Annotated in this window: 11 protein-coding genes; 8 read left to right on the forward strand and 3 right to left on the reverse strand. The window is 33.4% G+C overall.

Going from position 1 to position 16,626, the window contains the following annotated elements; translation table 11 throughout:
- Positions 1-7 precede the first annotated feature (7 nt).
- Positions 8-2,647, forward strand: coding sequence for a bifunctional acetaldehyde-CoA/alcohol dehydrogenase (gene adhE, locus LK443_RS07220; RefSeq protein ID WP_416217908.1), 2,640 nt, complete (start codon positions 8-10; stop codon positions 2,645-2,647).
- 80 nt (positions 2,648-2,727) lie between these two features.
- Here adhE and LK443_RS07225 read toward each other — a convergent pair whose 3' ends face one another.
- A complete protein-coding gene (locus tag LK443_RS07225; RefSeq protein WP_227931263.1) occupies positions 2,728-4,047 on the reverse strand; it encodes an ISL3 family transposase in 1,320 nt (439 codons plus the stop codon).
- Positions 4,048-4,336: 289 nt separating this feature from the next.
- Between LK443_RS07225 and LK443_RS07230 the strand changes: the two genes are divergently transcribed.
- The 5 genes from LK443_RS07230 to LK443_RS07250 all read left to right on the forward strand — a co-directional run bounded on the left by LK443_RS07230 (position 4,337) and on the right by LK443_RS07250 (position 10,625).
- Complete coding sequence (locus LK443_RS07230) at positions 4,337-4,744, forward strand: metal-dependent transcriptional regulator (protein WP_227931264.1); 408 nt, start codon at positions 4,337-4,339, stop codon at positions 4,742-4,744.
- A gap of 37 nt (positions 4,745-4,781) precedes the next feature.
- A complete protein-coding gene (locus LK443_RS07235) occupies positions 4,782-6,098 on the forward strand; it encodes a DRTGG domain-containing protein (protein WP_227931265.1) in 1,317 nt (438 codons plus the stop codon).
- A gap of 8 nt (positions 6,099-6,106) precedes the next feature.
- Positions 6,107-7,078, forward strand: coding sequence for a DHH family phosphoesterase (locus tag LK443_RS07240; RefSeq protein ID WP_227931266.1), 972 nt, complete (start codon positions 6,107-6,109; stop codon positions 7,076-7,078).
- 121 nt (positions 7,079-7,199) lie between these two features.
- Entirely contained in the window at positions 7,200-8,765 is a 1,566-nt protein-coding gene (gene rny, locus LK443_RS07245; RefSeq protein WP_227931267.1) for a ribonuclease Y, read from the forward strand.
- A gap of 156 nt (positions 8,766-8,921) precedes the next feature.
- Positions 8,922-10,625, forward strand: a complete 1,704-nt coding sequence (locus tag LK443_RS07250; protein WP_227931268.1) for an IS1182 family transposase — start codon at positions 8,922-8,924, stop codon at positions 10,623-10,625.
- On the opposite strand, the gene LK443_RS07255 is transcribed toward LK443_RS07250, so the two are convergent.
- The gene (locus tag LK443_RS07255) at positions 10,626-13,121 is read right to left on the reverse strand and encodes a transglycosylase domain-containing protein (RefSeq protein WP_227931269.1); all 2,496 of its coding nucleotides are present in this window, start codon (positions 13,119-13,121) and stop codon (positions 10,626-10,628) included.
- 10 nt (positions 13,122-13,131) lie between these two features.
- Positions 13,132-13,719: a Holliday junction resolvase RecU gene (gene recU, locus LK443_RS07260; RefSeq protein ID WP_227932469.1), complete on the reverse strand. Its 588-nt coding sequence runs from the start codon at positions 13,717-13,719 to the stop codon at positions 13,132-13,134.
- A gap of 233 nt (positions 13,720-13,952) precedes the next feature.
- Here recU and tig point away from each other — a divergent pair, with 233 nt between their 5' ends.
- Together tig and clpX are read left to right on the forward strand one after the other, a co-directional pair.
- Complete coding sequence (gene tig, locus LK443_RS07265; protein ID WP_227931270.1) at positions 13,953-15,233, forward strand: trigger factor; 1,281 nt, start codon at positions 13,953-13,955, stop codon at positions 15,231-15,233.
- Between the two features lie 148 nt (positions 15,234-15,381).
- On the forward strand, positions 15,382-16,620 hold the full coding sequence (gene clpX, locus LK443_RS07270) for an ATP-dependent Clp protease ATP-binding subunit ClpX (RefSeq protein WP_227931271.1): 1,239 nt from the start codon (positions 15,382-15,384) through the stop codon (positions 16,618-16,620).
- The last annotated feature ends 6 nt before the right edge of the window (positions 16,621-16,626 follow it).

Below are 16,626 nucleotides of genomic sequence, written 5' to 3' on the forward strand. Positions count from 1 at the left end.
GGAGGAAATCACAGTGACTGAAGAGAAAAAAGTAGTAGACTCTCAAAAAGAAGTGAATGAATTAGTAGAGAAAGGGCTAGTAGCTTTAGAACAATTTAGATTGCTCAACCAAGAACAAGTTGACTATATTGTAGCTAAAGCATCAGTAGCAGCTCTTGACCAACATGGTGTGTTAGCAGCACACGCTATCGAAGAAACTGGTCGTGGAGTATTCGAAGATAAAGCGACTAAAAATTTATTTGCATGTGAACACATAGTTCATAATATGCGTCATACGAAAACCGTTGGAGTTATTGAAGATGACGAAGTAACAGGTTTAACATTAATCGCAGAACCAGTTGGGGTTGTATGTGGTATTACACCAACAACTAACCCAACATCAACAGCAATTTTCAAATCGTTAATTGCATTGAAAACACGTAACCCTATCGTATTCGCATTCCATCCATCAGCTCAAAAGAGTTCAGCTCATGCAGCTCAAATCGTTCGTGATGCAGCGATTGCAGCTGGAGCACCTGAAAACTGTATTCAATGGATTGAACACCCATCAATTGAAGCAACAAATGCTTTAATGAATCATGATGGAATTGCAACTATCTTAGCAACAGGTGGTAACGCAATGGTTAAAGCTGCTTATTCATGTGGAAAACCTGCTTTAGGGGTAGGCGCTGGTAACGTACCTGCTTATGTTGAAAAATCAGCAAACATTCGTCAAGCTGCTCACGATATCGTAATGAGTAAATCATTTGATAACGGAATGGTTTGTGCTTCGGAACAAGCAGCTATTATTGATAAAGAAATTTATGATGAATTTGTAGCAGAATTAAAGAGCTACCACACTTATTTTGTATCTAAAAAAGAAAAAGCATTACTTGAAGAGTTCTGCTTTGGAGCAAAAGCTAACAGCAAGAACTGTGCTGGTGCTAAATTAAACGCTAATATCGTAGGTAAACCTGCTGCATGGATTGCAGAACAAGCAGGATTCTCAGTTCCAGAAGGAACAAACATTTTAGCAGCTGAATGTAGCGAAGTAGGGGAAAAAGAACCTTTAACTCGTGAAAAATTGTCTCCAGTCATTGCAATCTTAAAATCAGAATCTCGTGAAGATGGTGTTGAGAAAGCAAGACAAATGGTTGAATTTAATGGTTTAGGACACTCTGCAGCTATTCATACAGATGATGCTGATTTAGCAAAAGAATTTGGACGTATTGTTCGTGCGATTCGTGTAATCTGGAACGCTCCATCTACATTTGGTGGTATCGGGGATGTTTACAATGCCTTCATTCCATCTCTAACATTAGGTTGCGGTTCTTATGGACGTAACTCAGTTGGTGATAACGTAAGCGTTGTGAATCTATTAAATATCAAAAAAGTAGGGAGACGTAGAAATAATATGCAATGGTTTAAAGTTCCTTCGAAAATCTATTTCGAACGTGATTCAATTCAATACTTACAAAAAATGAAAAATGTAGAACGTGTAATGATCGTAACAGACCAACAAATGGTTAACTTAGGATTCTTACAACGTGTCATTGAACAATTAGAATTACGCCCTAACAAAGTACTTTATGAAGTATTCTCAGATGTTGAACCGGATCCAGACATTACAACAGTTAACCGTGGTGCTGAAATTATGAAATCATTTAAACCAGATACAATCGTAGCTCTTGGTGGTGGTTCTGTAATGGATGCTGCTAAAGTTATGTGGATGTTCTACGAACAACCTCAAATTGACTTCCGTGATTTAGTACAAAAATTCATGGATATTCGTAAACGTGCATTCAAATTCCCTGAATTAGGTGAAAAAGCTAAATATGTTGGTATCCCAACAACTTCAGGTACAGGTTCTGAAGTAACTCCATTTGCTGTTATTTCTGATAAAGCAAATAACCGTAAATATCCTTTAGCAGACTACTCATTAACTCCAACAATTGCAATTGTTGACCCAGCATTAGTTATGACAGTTCCAGGATTTGTTACAGCAGATACAGGTATGGACGTGTTAACTCACGCAGTTGAAGCATATACTTCAACATTAGCGAATGACTACACTGATGGTTTAGCATTACAAGCAATCAAGTTAGTATTTGAAAACTTAGAAAGTTCAGTTAAAAATGGAGACTTCGTATCAAGAGAAAAAATGCATAATGCTTCTACAATGGCTGGTATGGCATTTGCCAATGCATTCCTTGGAATGTCTCACTCAATGGCTCATAAAGTTGGTGGATTCTTCCATACAGTTCACGGACGAACAAATGCAATCTTACTTCCATATGTTATCCGTTACAATGGTACTCGTCCAGCTAAAACTTCTACATGGCCTAAATACAACTACTACCGTGCAGATGAAAAATTCCAAGACATTGCTAGAATGTTAGGATTACCTTCATCAACTCCTGAAGAAGCAGTAGATGCATTAGCAAAAGCTGTTTATGAATTAGGAGAACGTGTAGGAATTGAAATGAACTTCAAAGCTCAAGGTATTGATGAAAAAGAATGGAAAGAAACAATCCGTGAAATCGCAATGTTAGCTTATGAAGATCAATGTTCACCAGCGAACCCTCGTTTACCAATGGTTGCTCATATGGAAGAAATTCTTGCAGATGCATACTATGGATACAAAGCTCGCCCAGGACGTTTAAAATAATCGATTAAACAGATATCAAGCGTAGTAGTTTTTTGGGCTCTTTGTCAAATAGGGTTGATGAAACAATTTTAGTGAAGGAATTAAGCAGCGTCAGGTTGCTTAATTCCTTTTTTAGTTGTTGGAGTAAATAGTTTAGACATTAGTAGAATTCTATTTCTAAAATGAGTGAAACTAGTGTAGCCATAAGCGTTTTTTTTAAGTACTTTTATCTTGTTGTTAATCCCTTCAATAGGTCCATTTGAAAGTGTTGGATACTCACAAGAATTTTGTAAATACGGTAAAAATTTCTTAAATGTTTGGAGAACACGATTTAATCCATCAGACAGAAGTTTTGGTTGTACACTCATCAATTCTTCTTTAAATTCAATGAAATTTCTCTCTTTAAAAGCTTCTCTTAATTGATGTACTGTTTCATATTCTGGTTTAAGTGAAGGTACTTCTTGTAATAAATAATCTACAATTCCTTGAGAATGCGTTAACCAATCGAATAATCGGTAATAGCTGTAGTGATAGGATTGAAGGTCATCTCGATTTTTTAAGATTAGTTTCCAGTAACGTTTTAATTTATTATAAAGACGTCTGTCTTTATAACGTACTTGATTCATTTTTCTTGTTCTTGTCTTGTTTAATTCTCTATTTAAAGCTTGAATAATATGGAATGAATCAATAATAATTTTAGCCTTAGGGAATAAATGTTTAATCACTTTAATGTATGGAGCATACATATCAATCGAAATTGTTTTAACATTTAAGCGAGTTTGTAAAGGAAATCGGTTGAAATAACGAACTAAATTCTCCATTTTTCTATCTTGAACAACATCAACAAGTTGATGAGTAATAGCGTCACAATAAGCAAAACTCATACTAGCTTCAGCGGAGGCTACAGACTTAAATTCATCCCAACACATATGTTCAGGTAACTCATTTAAAGGTTTAATTCTAAGAGATTCAGCAGTTTCATTGACAACTCTACGAACAGTATGAACGGAAACATTCATTTCTTTGGCAATATGGGATTCAGAAACTGTTTCGCAAGCTTTAACTTTAATTTCATTTTTTACATTTTTAGAAATAAAAGCATTAAGGTCTACAATACTAGTTGTATCAGCAGTAAAACTATGAGAGCATTCACGGCAGAAGAAACGCTGTTTTCTTAATTTAAGAAAAGCAGGCAATCCAGAAACCGGATTAAGCGTAATTCTAGAAGTACGAGTACCGTTTTTAACAATAGAAAAATCACGCTTTACACAACCACACTTAGGGCAAGCATCTGGGCAATAGGTATAGGTAGCGAAGAAAAACAAGCTTTTTTTCTTCTTAAAATACCCTTCTTCTACATTATCTTCCCATTTTACATTTTTATCTTTGATTTGTAGCACAACTTCTTGTATAGTAGTCATAGGGTTTCATCTCCTCTTAAATAGTTTAGACGCTTTTAATATAAGGGATGAAGCCCTTTTTGTATACACTAAAATAGGGTTGGTGGATTTTCTCCATCAACCCTATAAATTATAGAACCGTTTTTTGACTATTACGCTTTTTCTTTATATAAAATTTTACTGATTAGAATCAATACTAATACAGATGTTCAGTTTATTTTAATACAGTTTTGTGGTATACTATTGGAGGAATAAAAGGTTATTCAATCTTTTAAATAAGTTGTCAGTGAGGATTAAAGGAGGAAACAATATGACCCCTAATAAAGAGGATTATATCAAGGTAATATACAAATTAGGCGGTAATCATGAAATCGTTTCTAATAAGTCAATCACTAAGATGCTTCAAATATCAGCAGCGTCTACAACTGAGATGCTCAATAAGCTAGTAACAGAAGATTATGTAGTTTATGTAAGATATAAAGGAGCTAGACTGACAGAAAAAGGGATTTTATTTGCTGAACGTTTAATTCGTACACATAAAATATGGGAAGTATTTTTAGTACAGTCATTAGGATTTTCACCAGATGAAGTTCATGCGCAAGCAGAAGTTTTAGAACATGCCTCTACACCTGAATTGATTAATCGTTTAGTAGATTTTCTGGATGATCCTACACATTGTCCACATGGAGAAATTATTCCTACAATACATGAAAATTAAGCAATGCATGAAATAAATACTGATTTGGAGGGGAAATATGTCAACCAAACATCAACGAATTATTGAATACATTGAATCTTTGCCTGTTGGTGAAAAAATTTCTGTCCGTAGTATCGCTAAAAATATGCAACTAAGCGAAGGTACTGCTTATCGTGCGATTAAAGCAGCAGAAAATTTAGGAGTAGTCTCAACTATTGAACGTGTTGGGACAATTCGAATTGAACGTAAATCTAAAGAAAATTTTGAAAAACTTTCTTTTGGTGAAATTGTAAAAATTATCGAAGGGGAAGTATATGGTGGTTCTGAAGGTTTAGATAAAATTTTAAATCGATTTGTAATCGGTGCGATGACAGAAGATGCGATGACTCGTTATATTCATCCAGAATCATTAGTGATTATTGGGAATCGTAAAGAAGCTCAATTATTAGCACTTGAACAAGGGGCAGCTGTATTAATTACAGGAGGATTTACTGCATCAGATGAATTGATTCGTAGATCTGATGAATTAGCAATACCGGTAATTGGAACAACTTATGATACATTTACCGTTGCGTCACTGATTAATCGTGCAATGACGGATCAACTGATTAAGAAAAAAATCATAATTGTGTCAGATATTTATACGGATTATTCACACACACATTATTTAATGATTGATGATACAGTGGAAGATTATAGAAAAATGAATCACAAAACTGGAAATTCTAGATTTCCTGTTATTAATCATTCTAATCGTCTTGTAGGAATTGTAACAGCTAAAGACGTTATTGGAAAAAGTGATCATCTTGTTGTTGAAAGAGTGATGACGAAAAATCCAAGCGTGACTAAATTGCATGCCAGTGTTGCCAGTGTTGCCCATTCTATGATTTGGAACGGATTAGAAATGCTTCCTGTTGTTCAAGATAATATGGAATTATTAGGTATTATTTCTAGACAAGATGTGATGAAAGCTATGCAATTAGCGCAACGTCAACCTCAAGTTGGGAATACTTTTGAAGATGATGTAGCTGAAAGTTTAAATGTGTTAGAAATGGATGCACAACAAGCTAAATTTCAATTTACGGTAACACCTCAAATGACGAATAATTTAGGGATGTTATCATTTGGTGTTCTTTGCGAAGTTGTCAGTGTAGCATCGAAAGAATTTATTTCTCGTAGTCAAAGAAGAAATGCAGTTATTGAACAATTAGATTTGCATTATTTAAAAATGATTCCAATTGACAGTGAAATTGTTTTAAAAATTGAATCCTTAGATAATGGAAGAAAAGTAACAAAATTAGATGTTTCAGTATATCTAGAAAATACACTTGTAGCAAAAGCTGTCATGTCTAGTCAGTTAATGGAAAGGAATTAATTATTAGAATGAATAAACAAGAATACTTATTAGCGATTGATCAAGAAATTCAAAAGGCGGATTCTATTGTAATTTTACGACATGAGTTACCTGATCCAGATGCCATTGGTTCTCAAATTGGGTTGAAAAAAATTATTGAAGCAACTTACCCAAATAAAACAGTATATGCTTTAGGAGAAATGAATGAAGATTTAGCATACATTGGTAAAATGGATGCCGTTTCTCAAGAAGTATTCGAAGCTTCATTAATTATTGTGAATGATACTGCGAATACTCCTCGTATTGATTCGCCATATGAAGTAACTCCTTCAGAAGTGATTAAAATTGACCACCATCCTGATAGAGATGTTTATGGAAAAATTTCATACGTTGATACAACTGCTAGTAGTACTAGTGAGATTTTATGTCAATTTGTATTTAGTGAAAATTCACCTTGGAAAGTAAACGAAGAAGTTGCAAATGCGTTATATGCAGGAATTGTAGGAGATACAGGACGTTTCTTATATCCTGCAACAACAACAGTGACATTTGAAATGGTTTCTAAATTATTAGAGTTCCCAGTAAAAATTTCAGAAATTGCTTATCATATGATTACGAATCCTGTTTCAGTGAGTCGTTTAGCAGGGTATATTTACCAAAATATGGAAATTTCTGAAAATGGTGTAGCGATTACGATTTTAAGTCAAGAACAATTAAAAGAGTTTGGAGTAGAAGAACATCAAACTCATGGAGTCATTTCATTACCGAGTACAGTTGAAGGAGTTCATTGTTGGTGTCTATTTGTAGAGCAACCAGATGGTACATATCGTTGTAATTTACGTTCAAAAGGACCAATTGTAAATGAAATTGCAGCAAATCATGGAGGTGGAGGTCATCCGCTTGCTTCTGGTGCTGTCGTGAAAACATTAGAAGAAGTTCATCAAATGGCAGAAGAACTAAATGAATCTTCTAAAAAATTTCTTGCTGCATTGAATAAATAAAGACTTATAGTTGACTTTAGTTGGATAGAATAATACAATGGTTATTGAGTTGGATTATTCTATCCAACGATTGTTTATGCAATTAATTTTGAAAAATTAAAAATGAGACGGAGGTGACTCAATGAACTCAGGACTATTAACTGGAGGCCTCGCGATCTTAACTTTAGTAATCGGAATTGTTGCTGGATATTTTGTTTTCAAATCCAATTATGAGAAAAAAGTTGTAGCTGCTCGTGAATCGGCTGAAATGATTTTAGAAGATGCAAAAAAAGATGCTGACCGATTGAAAAAGGAAGTATTATTAGAAGCTAAAGAAGAAAATCATAAATATCGTACTGAAGTTGAAAATGAGTTAAAAGAAAGAAGAAATGAAGTTTTACTTCAAGAAAAAAGGATGATTCAAAGAGAACAAAATCTTGATCGTAAAGATGAAGTTCTTGAAAAACGTGAACAATCTATTGAAGATAAAGAAAATAAACTTCAAGAGAGAGCACAAGTCATGACTGGAAAAGAAGAAGAAATTGACGCTGTGTTATCTGAACAAAAAGCGGAATTAGAACGCATTTCAACGATTAGTCGTGAAGAAGCACAACAAATTATCATGCAGGAAACACGTGATGAATTAAGACACGAACGTGCTATCATGATAAAAGAAGCTGAACAACGTGCAAAAGATGAAGCAGATAGAGCTGCTAAAGGAATTATCTTACAAGCCATTCAGCGCTCAGCTGCTGATTTAGTAGCAGAAAATACAGTTACTGTGATGACACTGCCGAATGACGAAATGAAAGGACGAATTATCGGACGTGAAGGAAGAAATATTCGTACATTAGAATCATTAACAGGGATTGATTTAATTATCGATGAAACACCAGAAGCTGTAGTACTAAGCGGATTTGATCCAATTCGTAGAGAAATTGCTAAAATGACTCTAGAAAAATTAATTGCAGATGGACGTATTCATCCTGCAAGAATTGAAGAAATGGTTGAAAAATCTCGTAAAGAAATGGATGAAAGAATTCGTTCGATTGGGGAACAAGCAACATTTGAAGTTGGAATTCATTCATTACATCCAGACTTAATTAAAATTTTAGGTCGATTATATTTCCGTACAAGTTATGGACAAAATGTTTTAAATCATAGTATTGAAGTTGCTAAACTAGCAGGAATTATGGCTGGTGAGCTTGGAGAAGATGTAAATATTGCTAAAAGAGCTGGTTTACTTCATGATTTAGGAAAAGCCTTAGACCATGAAATTGAAGGTTCACATGTTGAAATTGGTGCGGAAATAGCTCAAAAATATAAAGAAAACAAAATTGTGGTTAATGCGATTGCATCTCACCATGGGGATGTGGAAGCAACCTCGACAATTGCGATATTAGTAGCAGCAGCAGATGCTTTATCAGCTGCAAGACCAGGAGCACGTAGTGAATCATTAGAAAACTACATCCGTCGTTTAGAACGCTTAGAAACTATTGCAAATGAACATGAAGGTGTTGAACGTAGCTTTGCTATTCAAGCAGGTCGTGAAATCCGTGTGATGGTACACCCAGAAAAAATTGATGATGCAAGTTCTATTTTATTAGCACGTGAAATTCGTAAACAAATTGAAGAAGAACTACAATATCCAGGACATATTAAGGTTACAGTTATTCGTGAAACAAGAGCTGTAGAGTATGCTAAATAATGAAGAGGCTGGGCAAAAAGTCTCAAAAATAGAAGAAAGCACTATAAAATTCTGAAACAGGATTTTATAGTGCTTTTTAGTCTTATAAATTAAACATAGGAGTCTACCTCTGTTATAATAAGTTTGAATGAAATAAAATAAGAAAGGGTGACTCCTATGTACAAAAATTATACCACACCAACAGATACTTTAGAACTAAATTTTACATTAACCGTCCCTAAAAACCACATTGCTCAATTTATTAATCAGTTTGTAGATTCTATTCCAGATTCTATTATCTTTCCTAATACAACATCAAAAATGGGTAGACCTGCTCATCATCCTCGTATGTTATTAAAAATGATTCTCTTCGCTTATACTCGTTCTACGTATAGTGGTAGAAAAATTGTTCAATTAAATGAAGAAAATATTCCGATGCAGTGGCTTTCTCAACAAACTTATGTCTGTTACCATGTTATTAATAATTTTAGAAGTAATGAACAGTTTTCCTCTATCATTAAAAACATTTTCGTATACTTTACTTTATTACTCCAACACTATCATATTATTGATTCAGATAGTTTATTTATTGATGGTACAAAAGTTCAAGCAGATGCCAATCGTTATTCATTTGTATGGCGTAAAGCTATTGAAAGATATGATGAAGCTTTAAATGAAAAAATTAGTACATTATATGATCAATTAATTCAAAATCAAGTGAATATTGCTTTATCAGAAGAAGAAAAAATTACTGAATATGGTGTTCATGCCATGATTGAAGCTACTAATAACTCTCTAGAACAGTTAGAAGAACTCATTGAAGAAGAACCTAAACATATTGTTGGTGGTTCTAAAAACAAACAGAAAAAACGCTTGTTAAATTCTTTTAAACGTCAACTTGAAAAAGATTTTCTGCCTCGTAAAGAAAAATATACGATAGCTAAGGAAACATTTGATAACCGGAATAGTTATTCTAAAACAGATAACGATGCTACTTTTATGTGTATGAAAGAAGATGCCATGAAAAATCGAGAATTAAAACCTGGCTATAATCTTCAAATCGCAACGAATCATCAATATGTTTTAGGTTTTGATGTATTTCCTAATCCTACAGATATGCGTACTCTTAAACCATTTTTAAATTCATTTAAACTATTAGACAAATTTTCTATTATTATTGCGGATGCTGGATACGGTAGTGAAGAAAACTATCAATTGATTCTTGAAGAGTATGAAAAGACACCTTTGATTCCTTACACAATGTACGAAAAAGAACAAACGAAGAAATTTAAAAATGATCCATCTAATAGACAAAATTGGTATTACAATGAAGAGGAAGATTATTATATTGATCATTTAGGTGTAAAATTTAGTTTTAAATATTATTCAACAAGAAACGATAAGAATGGATTTACTCGTAGATTTAAAGTGTATGAGACAGATTCAATTCAAGAAACAGAAGCATTGGATGAATTAGCGAAAACTCCTACTGGACAACAACGTCAAATCCGTGTAAACCAAGTTTGGGAATCTTATAAAGAAACGATTAAAGAAGCGTTACATAGTGACCGTGGAAGTAGTATATATGCTCAACGAAAAATTGAAGTTGAGCCAGTTTTCGGTCAAATGAAGCGCAATTTTGGCATGCGCAGAACTCATGTTAGAGGTAAAAATGCAGTTCATAATGACATTGGTCTGCTCTTTTTAGGGATGAATTTGCAGAGATTAAGGAAATATATCTTAAATAATATGAATCAAGGGTGGTTTATCCCCCTTGATTTTACTGAATTTATTAAAAAGCACGTCCTAATTTTGATTTCAGTCAAAATCGGGACGTGCTTTCTTCTATTTTTGAGACTTTTTGCCCAGCCTCTTTTATGATTAATTGTTTTCTCCAGTTGCCTGTGTTGTTAATTCATTTCTTACAGGATCTTGGGTCGTTTGCCTATTTTGCTGTGTTGATTGTTGTTGCTTAGGATTTTGTGGGTTTGCTGTTGTGCTAGTTTTTTCTTTTTCCTCTGGCTTAGTACTTAACTGAAGTTCATGTGTTACTGGATCAGAAGTTTTATCTTTAATTGTAACAGTTAGACTAATCGTAACAGTTTCACCTGCAATATTTTTGAAGGTAGCACTTGTTTTATCAACAGTTTGTGTTTGACCTCCAACTGTTATGGTATATTTAGGTTTCTCTTCGTCAGATTTTACAGCATTCCAAGTAATGGTAATTTCTTTTTTATTAGCATCGTAACTAACATTTAATCCAGTAGGAGGGTCAATTTTTTCTTCTACATATTGTTCAGTTGGTAAGGCTCCTTTGACAAATAATTCTGTACTTACTTTATCAGATGGAGTTTTATCGGTTGCCAATACTAAAGGATTTGAACCCACAACAATTCTTGAAGAAGTAACACTAGAAGGTTGCTCCCAATCTTTAACCGGAGTTTGTTTCATGGCAAAATTCATTAAGTGACCGTAAATCCATTTTGAATAATTGGCTTCAGTTTGAGATAATCCATGACCTTTTGTATAAGGATTATCATACCCAGTCCAAACAGAAATGGTGTATGTAGGAGAGTATCCAATAAACCATGAATCTGGAATGACAAATTCATTATCTGAAGCTCCAATTTGTTTTCTTTGTTCTGGTGTATAGTTCGTTGAGCCGGTTTTAGCAGCATGTGGAAGATTTCCCATTTTTAAATCATTCGCAAAACCATAAGTGAAAGTATCTTTAAGCATATTTGTAATCATATAAGCTGTAGAGTCTTTCATAGCTTGATGTTGTTCAGGTTTAAACTGTAATACTTGTCCGTCACGGGTTGTAATTTTTGTAACCGTATATGGTTTAGAATAAGTACCATAGTTGGCAAATGCAGAATAGGCTGCAGCCATTTTTAATGGAGATAAGTTTGCTCCAATGGAGTTACTTTCTACTAAAGATTCTTTTCCATCATTTGTAACAGATAAGTCTAACTTTTTAAGGAAAGCTTGAATATTATCATTTCCAACTGCTTTAAATGTTTGATAGGCAGGTGTATTACGAGACAATACTAATGCTTTACGCATCGTCATTGTTCCCATATATTGATTATCCCAGTTATTTAATTCAAAACCATTAGAGTATTTTGTTGGTTTATCGACCATTGTTTGCCCAGTAGAGTAATTTAAGTATTCAATGGCTGGACCGTAATCCATAATTGGTTTAATCGTTGAACCAGTACTTCTATCGTTTTGAATAGCACGGTTATAAGCTAATAAATTTGTTTGCTTACGACCACCATTAATCGCTCTTACAGCACCTGTGGTAGAGTCTAACATAACAACCGCATTTTGTACGTTATCATCTACATATTGAACGTAGCGATTTGTATTCAGAATTTCATATAAATAATTTTGCGCCTGTGAATTAACAGTAGTTTCAATGGTTAATCCATCGGAGTAAACATCTAAACCAGTTTTTTCTTTTACTTCATCAGCAACCATTGTTAAAAATGAATCGAAAATTAAACGGTTATCATCATTAGAAACTTGTTCGTGCTCTTCTACTAATCCTTCGTCTATAGGAGTCGATTTAGCTTCTTTTAATTGAGCATCTGTTAATTTGCCATTGTCTTTCATAGATTGCAGTACAAGGTCACGACGTTCTTTTGCTGCTTCGGGATGAGCATATGGATCATAAGAACTTGGTGCTTGTGGCATCCCGGCTAGTAGGGCTAATTGAGGAATGGTTAATTCTTTTAATTCTTTTCCAAAATAGTAATTAGCAGCAGTTCCAAATCCATAAGTATTATTCGCCATATATACTTTATTCAAATAATAAGTTAGAATTTGCTCTTTTGAAAATTCACGTTCGATTTGTAACGCTAATAAAATTTCTTGGATTTTACGTTTATAAGTTTGATCTTCTTTTTTAGTAGAGAAAACAGATAGTTTAATTAATTGTTGAGTAATCGTACTACCACCTTGAGTAATATGCCCTGCACGTAGGTTGCGAACGAAAGAACCAACAATACGAAGTGGATCAATACCCATATGAGAATAATAACGTTTATCTTCAATAGAAGTAATTGCGTCTTTTAATCCTTGAGGAACTTCTTCCGGAACAATTAAATCACGATTTTCTCCCCCTAATTTTGTAATGAGTTCTTGATTCATATCAAGAATTTGTGTTTCTGTAGCTCCTTGTAAGTCAGCTGTTGTAACTTCTGGTGTAGTGGAAGCATAATAGAAAACTAATCCAGTAAAACAAACAAAGGCAAGTACAAAGATTGAAAATAATGTCATGAATATTTTTTTCCAAACAGATTTATTTTTTTCGTTACTTGTTTTATTTGTTTTACTGTGTTGTGTACGTCTAGTTTGGCGTGATTCTGGCATAAAAAACCTCCTAAATTTTATCAATCAATTTATCAACTATTGGAATATAATCCAAAATGGATTGAACGGTTAATGAAATGGGTTCTCCATATTGTTTAATATACTCTAATGGAATTGATTTTTTATTTTCTTTATTCTCCTTGATAAAGGAAAGTAAATACTGACTTTCTAATAAATAGTATTCATTTAATGAAGAAAAGTAAAAAATAACAAATACAATTCCACCTTGATAGATACATTCTTCCATATGTTGTAATTGATGTTCATGTATATTTATCAAAGGAAACGAAGTTTTATTTTTCGTTTCTTTTGCTTCGAAATCAATATAGCATCCACGATAAACTCCATTATAGTCTGTTGTAGATGCATGACGATAATAAGCTTCTTTAATCACTGCTGCGCTTCGTTTTGGATAATCTACTTTAACGACTTGAATAGGAGTTGGCTTTTTATGGATAACAGCTATTTTTTTTAATCGATAATAATCATTTGTTTGATTCAATAAAGTTTCTAAGAACATTCCACGACTACCATATGAAATAGTAGAAGTTTGAGTAGAAGAGACTCTTTGTTGTCCTGTTGGGTATTGAATCATAATATCACCTCAAATCTATCCTTATTATACCATTGATTGAACACTAAAAGCTAAAATTATTGTTAAAAATGACAACAACTATATTACAATTTTATTTCTAAACAGAATTTTAGAGAATTATTTTTAAAAAATAAACAGAAATATTTTACAATTTTACAAAGGTAGTGTAAAATAAATGAGTATGTAAAACCCTCATCGATTTATTTGATGAAGTAAGAATTTTTTGGAGGAAAGCTATGACAGCAAAATTTGAAAAAATCAACACAAATGAAGTTGTGTTAACATTTGAAATTTCAGAAGAATCAATTAAACAAGGTTTAGAAGTTGCTTTTAACCGTGTGAAAAAGAACTTAAACGTTCCTGGTTTCCGTAAAGGTAAAGTAAGTCGCCAAGTCTTTAATAAAATGTATGGTGAAGAAGCATTATATCAAGATGCATTAAACTACTTATTACCAGATGCATATGACAATGCAGTAGAAGAAACTGGTATTTTCCCAGTAACTCAACCAAAAATTGATATCGAATCATTAGAAAAAGGTCAACCATGGGTAATTAAAGCAACTGTAATTGTTAAACCTGAAGTTAAATTAGGTGAATACAAAGGATTAACTGTTGAAAAACAAGATCGTACAGTTTCTGAACAAGATGTAGAAGATCGTTTGTTACAAGAACAAGCTAAATTTGCTGAGTTAGTTGTTAAAGAAAGTGCAGCTGAATTAGCAGATACAGTAGTAATCGACTTTGAAGGTTTCTTAGGTGAAGAAGCATTTGAAGGAGGAAAAGGTGAAAACTACGCATTAGAATTAGGTTCAGGCTCATTCATTCCTGGATTTGAAGATCAATTAGTAGGCGCTAAAGAAGGCGACAATGTTGAAGTGAAAGTTACATTCCCTGAAGAATACCATGCAGAAAACTTAAAAGGTCAAGATGCTGTATTCAAAGTAACAGTTCACGAAGTTAAAACTAAAGAATTACCAGAATTAACAGATGAATTCGCTAAGGATGTTGATGATTCAGTTGAAACATTAGCTGAATTAAAAGAAAAATTCCGTAAAGAATTAGAAGAAGCTAAAGTTGAAGCAGCTGACGAAGCAGTAGCTGACTTAGCATTACGTCAAGCAGTTGCAAATGCTGAAATCGTAGAATTACCAGCTGAAATGGTTCATGAAGAAGTACAACGTCAAATGCAACACTACTTAAACGACATGCGTCGTAACGGTATTACACCAGAAATGTACTACCAAATCACAGGTACAACTGAAGCAGACTTACACCAAATGATGGAAAAAGATGCTGACGTTCGTACAAAAACTAACTTAGTATTAGAACAAATCGTTAAAGATGAAAACATTGAAGTAACAGATGCTGATGTTGATGCTGAAGTGAAAGAATTAGCCGCTCAATACGGTATGGAAGAAGGAGCTGTTCGTTCAGCTGTTTCAGTTGAAATGTTGAAAAACGATATCTCAATGAAAAAAGCATTAGCTTTAATTACTGATTCTGCAGTAGAAGCTTAATATTACAATGACGAGAGAACAATCTTGGAAACAGGATTGTTCTTTTTTATGGAAAATTTTCATTCTAGGATGGACTTTTCTTGTTCAAACTACTCAGATATGCTAATCTACTATTGTAGTGTCAAAAAATGAAATGGAGGGTTCTTAGTTGTATAAAGATGAACCAAAACATGTCTGTTGTTCATTTTGTGGGAAGTCACAAGAGCAAGTGAAGAAAATTATCGCTGGACCAGATGTTTTTATTTGTAATGAATGTGTAGATTTATGTAAAGAAATTATTGATGAAGAATTATTAACACAATTTTTTGAAGGTGAAATTACAGTACCCAAACCACAAGAAATTCGTGAAATTTTAAATGAATACGTGATTGGACAAGACAATGCTAAGAAAGCATTGGCGGTTGCAGTTTATAATCACTATAAACGAATCAATCATTTTGTGGAAGAAGATGGGGTTGAGTTACAAAAGAGTAATATTTGTTTAATTGGACCAACTGGTTCTGGGAAAACTTACTTAGCTCAATCATTAGCACGTCTATTAAACGTACCATTTGCAATTGCAGATGCAACAACATTAACCGAAGCTGGATATGTTGGGGAAGATGTGGAAAATATTTTACTAAAACTTCTTCAAGCAACAGATTATGATGTTGAACGTGCACAAAAAGGAATCATTTATATTGATGAAATTGATAAAATCGCACGTAAAAGCGAAAATGTATCCATTACTCGTGATGTAAGTGGTGAAGGTGTACAACAAGCTTTATTAAAAATTTTAGAAGGAACGATTGCATCAGTTCCTCCTCAAGGTGGACGTAAGCATCCACAACAAGAATTAATTCAAATCGATACGACGGATATTTTATTTATTGTTGGTGGAGCTTTTGATGGCATCGAAACAATTATTAAAGAGAGACTAGGAGCTAAAGTCATTGGTTTTGGTTCTTCAAATAAAAACTTTAGCGAGCATGAAAGTTTAATGCAAATGATTATTCCGGAAGATTTACAAAAGTTTGGATTAATTCCAGAATTTATTGGACGTTTACCAATTATTGCAGCATTAGAAAAATTAGAACAAAAAGATTTAGTATCTATTTTAACAAAACCTAAAAATGCATTAGTGAAACAATATCAAAAACTATTCTTAATGGATGAAGTTGAATTAGAGTTTGCTCAAGATGCGTTAGATGCAATTGCAACAAAAGCCATTGAACGTAAAACAGGAGCTCGTGGACTTCGTTCCATTATTGAATCTGTGATGATGGATTTAATGTTTGAAATTCCAAGTAGAGAAGAAGTCTCTAAAGTCATTGTAACAAAAGAGGTTGTAGATAATGAAGAACAACCAGAGTTGTACAATAAAAAAGGAAAATTATTGAAAGCTTAATTTTAG

This window comes from Granulicatella elegans (assembly GCF_020735385.1).
GTDB classification, from domain to species: Bacteria; Bacillota; Bacilli; order Lactobacillales; family Aerococcaceae; genus Granulicatella; species Granulicatella elegans_B.

Excerpts from the sequence above, each read along its gene's own strand:
- LK443_RS07250 (WP_227931268.1), top strand. The coding sequence starts at position 8,922 with ATGTACAAAAATTATACCACACCAACAGATACTTTAGAACTAAATTTT.
- tig (WP_227931270.1), top strand. The coding sequence starts at position 13,953 with ATGACAGCAAAATTTGAAAAAATCAACACAAATGAAGTTGTGTTAACA.
- LK443_RS07255 (WP_227931269.1), bottom strand. The coding sequence starts at position 13,121 with ATGCCAGAATCACGCCAAACTAGACGTACACAACACAGTAAAACAAAT.
- LK443_RS07225 (WP_227931263.1), bottom strand. The coding sequence starts at position 4,047 with ATGACTACTATACAAGAAGTTGTGCTACAAATCAAAGATAAAAATGTA.
- LK443_RS07230 (WP_227931264.1), top strand. The coding sequence starts at position 4,337 with ATGACCCCTAATAAAGAGGATTATATCAAGGTAATATACAAATTAGGC.
- LK443_RS07240 (WP_227931266.1), top strand. The coding sequence starts at position 6,107 with ATGAATAAACAAGAATACTTATTAGCGATTGATCAAGAAATTCAAAAG.
- rny (WP_227931267.1), top strand. The coding sequence starts at position 7,200 with ATGAACTCAGGACTATTAACTGGAGGCCTCGCGATCTTAACTTTAGTA.
- LK443_RS07235 (WP_227931265.1), top strand. The coding sequence starts at position 4,782 with ATGTCAACCAAACATCAACGAATTATTGAATACATTGAATCTTTGCCT.